The 3397-nt window shown below is 41.9% G+C and carries 5 protein-coding genes; 2 read left to right on the forward strand and 3 right to left on the reverse strand.

Going from position 1 to position 3397, the window contains the following annotated elements:
- The first annotated feature begins 108 nt into the window (after positions 1 to 108).
- Together moaCB and WBJ10_RS08025 are read left to right on the forward strand one after the other, a co-directional pair.
- The gene (gene moaCB / locus WBJ10_RS08020) at positions 109 to 1059 is read left to right on the forward strand and encodes a bifunctional molybdenum cofactor biosynthesis protein MoaC/MoaB (RefSeq protein WP_424289079.1); all 951 of its coding nucleotides are present in this window, start codon (positions 109 to 111) and stop codon (positions 1057 to 1059) included.
- Between the two features lie 249 nt (positions 1060 to 1308).
- A complete protein-coding gene (locus WBJ10_RS08025; protein WP_424289081.1) occupies positions 1309 to 1734 on the forward strand; it encodes a nuclear transport factor 2 family protein in 426 nt (141 codons plus the stop codon).
- A 54-nt stretch (positions 1735 to 1788) separates the two neighbouring features.
- Here the strand turns inward: WBJ10_RS08025 and WBJ10_RS08030 are convergent, their stop codons facing one another.
- From WBJ10_RS08030 to WBJ10_RS08040, 3 genes are all read right to left on the reverse strand, one after another.
- On the reverse strand, positions 1789 to 2238 hold the full coding sequence (locus WBJ10_RS08030; protein WP_424289083.1) for a KTSC domain-containing protein: 450 nt from the start codon (positions 2236 to 2238) through the stop codon (positions 1789 to 1791).
- Positions 2239 to 2314: 76 nt separating this feature from the next.
- Positions 2315 to 3115 carry a diphthine--ammonia ligase gene (locus WBJ10_RS08035; protein ID WP_424289085.1) on the reverse strand — a complete coding sequence of 267 codons (801 nt, stop codon included), beginning with the start codon at positions 3113 to 3115 and terminating at the stop codon, positions 2315 to 2317.
- Positions 3108 to 3397, reverse strand: a 290-nt coding sequence (locus WBJ10_RS08040) for a hypothetical protein (RefSeq protein ID WP_424289087.1), incomplete at its 5' end; no start/stop codon positions are given. The genes WBJ10_RS08040 and WBJ10_RS08035, both read right to left, overlap by 8 nt.

The raw sequence follows: 3397 nt of genomic DNA on the forward strand, positions 1-3397 counted from the left end.
ATGAATTACGAATTACGATGCTGGGCGCATAAATTATGAATTTAGAAAACCGCCATCATTTAGTAATTTGCCCTTCGTAATTCATAATTCGTAATTCGTAATTCACCCATGCGCGACATAACCAGTAAACAAATCACCCTTCGTACAGCCAGAGCTGTTGGAATTATATTTTGTTCATCGGCATCAATAGACCTGATCAATTCCGGCTCTTTGCCTAAGGGTAATCTGTTTGATGTGGCGCGTGCAGCTGGTTTCCTTGGTGCGAAACTCACACCCCAGCTTCTTCCCCATTGCCATCCGGTTACCATTGATGCCATGGATTTTACCTTTGAATTTCTAAGCCAGGAACTTCATTCGGACTTATTTGATTCCGGTATTCTTGAGCGTACAGGGATTGTTATCAGCGGCGAAGCAAAATCGATCGGCCGGACAGGAATTGAAATGGAAACCCTTACTGCTGTGTCTGTAGCGGCACTTGAAATATATGATATGCTCAAGCCGGTGGATACATACTTAGAGATTGGCCATATCAAACTATTGGAGAAGAGAGGCGGAAAGAGCGACCGCAATCGTTTTATTGAATCTACTCCTACTTGTGCTGTATTAGTATGTTCTGATTCCACCGCAAATGGCACCCGAGACGACAAAAGCGGAAAACTGGTATCCGCTATGCTGGAAAAGGTGAAAGCGAATGTACTTCATTATAAAGTCCTTGCTGATGACAAAGATGCGATCCAGGCCCAAATCAGGGAATGGGTAGCTTCCGATATACAATTCATATTCACAACTGGCGGCACTGGCCTCGGGCCAAGAGACAATACCACGAACGCGGTTCGTGAGATCTTAGAACGGGATGCTGATGGTATAACTGAAGCAATGCGCAGTTTCGGACAAATGCGTACCCCTTTGGCAATGATGAGCCGATCTGTTGCAGGCACTATTGCAAATACGCTTATAGTTACCCTTCCCGGTAGCGCTAATGGCGCCCGTGAATCACTTGAGGCTATCCTGCCTGGAGTATTCCATGCTCGGAAGATGTTGGAGGGAGGAAGTCATTGAGTTGACTGTTCCGACTTCCGACCTCTGACCTCCGACCTCCGATTCCCCCCATATAAGCGAAAATCACCTTTCCAATCGGTAAAAAATTCGACCTCTTTTTTCACCTAGTAATTTCCGCCGTTTACCGAAAACTTAATGCCATCTGCCTAATTGCAGTTTGGCAGCATGGTTTTGTGATATACTTTTGATCAACGAAACAAACCAGAAAAAAATAATTAACACACAAACATTAAATTAAAACCCAACATTATGAAAACTCTAAAAACAATCGCCGCAGCATTATTAATTGCCTTCTCATTTTCATCATTAGCAGCAGACGGCACTGCAAAAGAGAAGCTTGAAATGAACTATGCTTTGAAAATTTACATCGAAGCTGTAACCAATGGCAAGATCGCTCCTCTTGCAGAAGTCCTTGATAAGAACGCGAAATTCACTACCTCTAGAGGCGAAAACATCCTTAGCTTTGGCCGCACTGAAGTGTTAAACAACTTACAAACAAGTGAAAACGTAAAACAAAACTGTATTACTGAATACAGCGTTATTGAATCAACTCCATCAGCAAGTGTGGTTAAAGTATTGATGAAATATGACGGATTTTCTAAGGTGACTTACCTTAGCCTTGCAAACACGACAAAAGGTTGGAGAATTACAAGTGCAGCCTCGTCTTTTGTATAACCCCGGAATACCAAAGATCACAAGCCTGTCTCATCGAGACGGGCTTTTTTGTGCTTACACGCTTGCGGCGATTCTACTCGTACTTCTGTAAACGAAATTATTATAGATATGTCTTCTCGCAAAACGCCCGGGTGTATCAGCATTGATAAGCTTCACATAAATCGCTTTGGGGACGTCAAAATACTCATATACGTTGCCATCTGCAAAGCTAACTTTCAAAACCTGGTGATGATATTCATAATCAACAATCATTGAAGTAGTTGTGGTGATTGTATATTCAGCGAAAGATTGGTTACGTGTTTCAGGAGCAATGCTAACCAGAAAATGATAAGCTTCGATAATTGTTTTGCTTTTTTCTTCCGCTTCCTTTCTGGCTTCGGCTGATTCTGTATATTTATCAGGATGCCAGGTTTTCATCAGTGAACGGTAAACTGATTTCAAAGTTTGCAGATCTGCGTTTTTATCTACCTCCAGAAGTTTCCGGTAGTCAACTATCTTTTTCATGATGTATTGCTTTTAAATATGAAAGCACTACACCTTCAAAATAATGCTGCAAAGTTAAGAAAATTATAGGAGAAAATTATGAATTGCCTGGGACAAGGTCAGTATACCAAAATCCGGATGTAGCTTCGGAAGCACTTTCTGCTGATAAACAACTATCATCCGCACTCTTGGGAGCTTTATACTCCTTAAATATTTCATCTCCAATTTCGAAATATACAGGTTGCTTAAAGATTGGACCGTCAAATACAAAAGTGTGGAATTCACCGTTCTCGCCGCATACGTCGATATCCTCAGGGAATTTTGAAACAAGGTCTTTTGTAATCTCTTTTCCGGTCAGCTCTTTTAAATGATGCTGCGTACACACGATCATCGTGCGAAAGCCAAGATCAAGGAATTCATTGATAAGTGCGGTCGTGTCCCTTTTCCATAAAGGGAAAATGGCTTTTAATCCTGCTTCGGACAGTCGTTCTTCACGGTATTTCTTTAAATCCTCCAGAAAGATGTCGCCAAATATAGAATGGGTAATACCTTCATTCTTAAATTTCTGGAGATGCTTGCCCATAATCTCATTATACTCTTCCATGCCAGGCATTTCAGGCAGCCTGATCTGATAAAGCGGGATACCTATGGATTCCGCCTGGCTGATTAGTAGCTCTTCGCGGACACCATGCATGGAAATGCGGTTTGCGCTGTCATTTACGGTAGTAAGCAGGTACCGGATATCCAGATTGGGATCCTTCAGGCAATGGTATAGTGCGAGGGCGCTGTCTTTGCCTCCACTCCAGTTAAAAATGCAGGGAGTTTTCTCAAAATGGTATTTTTCTTTTACTTCCCGAAAGGGAAACGCTGTTTCGTGGCGAGTTTGCTCTTTAACCATCGATTTTTCTAAAAAGCAATGTCAATATTCTTGGAATCGTAGCACGATCATCTTCATCAAAATATTCATTTAATCCAATGATAGTTAAGACATTATTCTTCGCTGCAAGGACAAAGTCTGAAACATGATGGATAAAACAAGGCACTGCCTGTACGCCGTTTTCAGTATCGAACCGTGCTTTACTGCCTGAATATTGTTTGAACGGGTGCAGCTCTCCAAGGTAAACATAACCTCCGACAACAAGGCTGGCTGATGCTTTCCTGAAAACTTCGACGAGGTTTT

It is taken from the genome of Daejeonella sp. (genome assembly GCF_049655485.1).
In the GTDB taxonomy this organism is placed as follows: Bacteria; Bacteroidota; Bacteroidia; order Sphingobacteriales; family Sphingobacteriaceae; genus Daejeonella.

Excerpts from the sequence above, each read along its gene's own strand:
- WBJ10_RS08025 (WP_424289081.1), top strand. The coding sequence starts at position 1,309 with ATGAAAACTCTAAAAACAATCGCCGCAGCATTATTAATTGCCTTCTCA.
- moaCB (WP_424289079.1), top strand. The coding sequence starts at position 109 with ATGCGCGACATAACCAGTAAACAAATCACCCTTCGTACAGCCAGAGCT.
- WBJ10_RS08035 (WP_424289085.1), bottom strand. The coding sequence starts at position 3,115 with ATGGTTAAAGAGCAAACTCGCCACGAAACAGCGTTTCCCTTTCGGGAA.
- WBJ10_RS08030 (WP_424289083.1), bottom strand. The coding sequence starts at position 2,238 with ATGAAAAAGATAGTTGACTACCGGAAACTTCTGGAGGTAGATAAAAAC.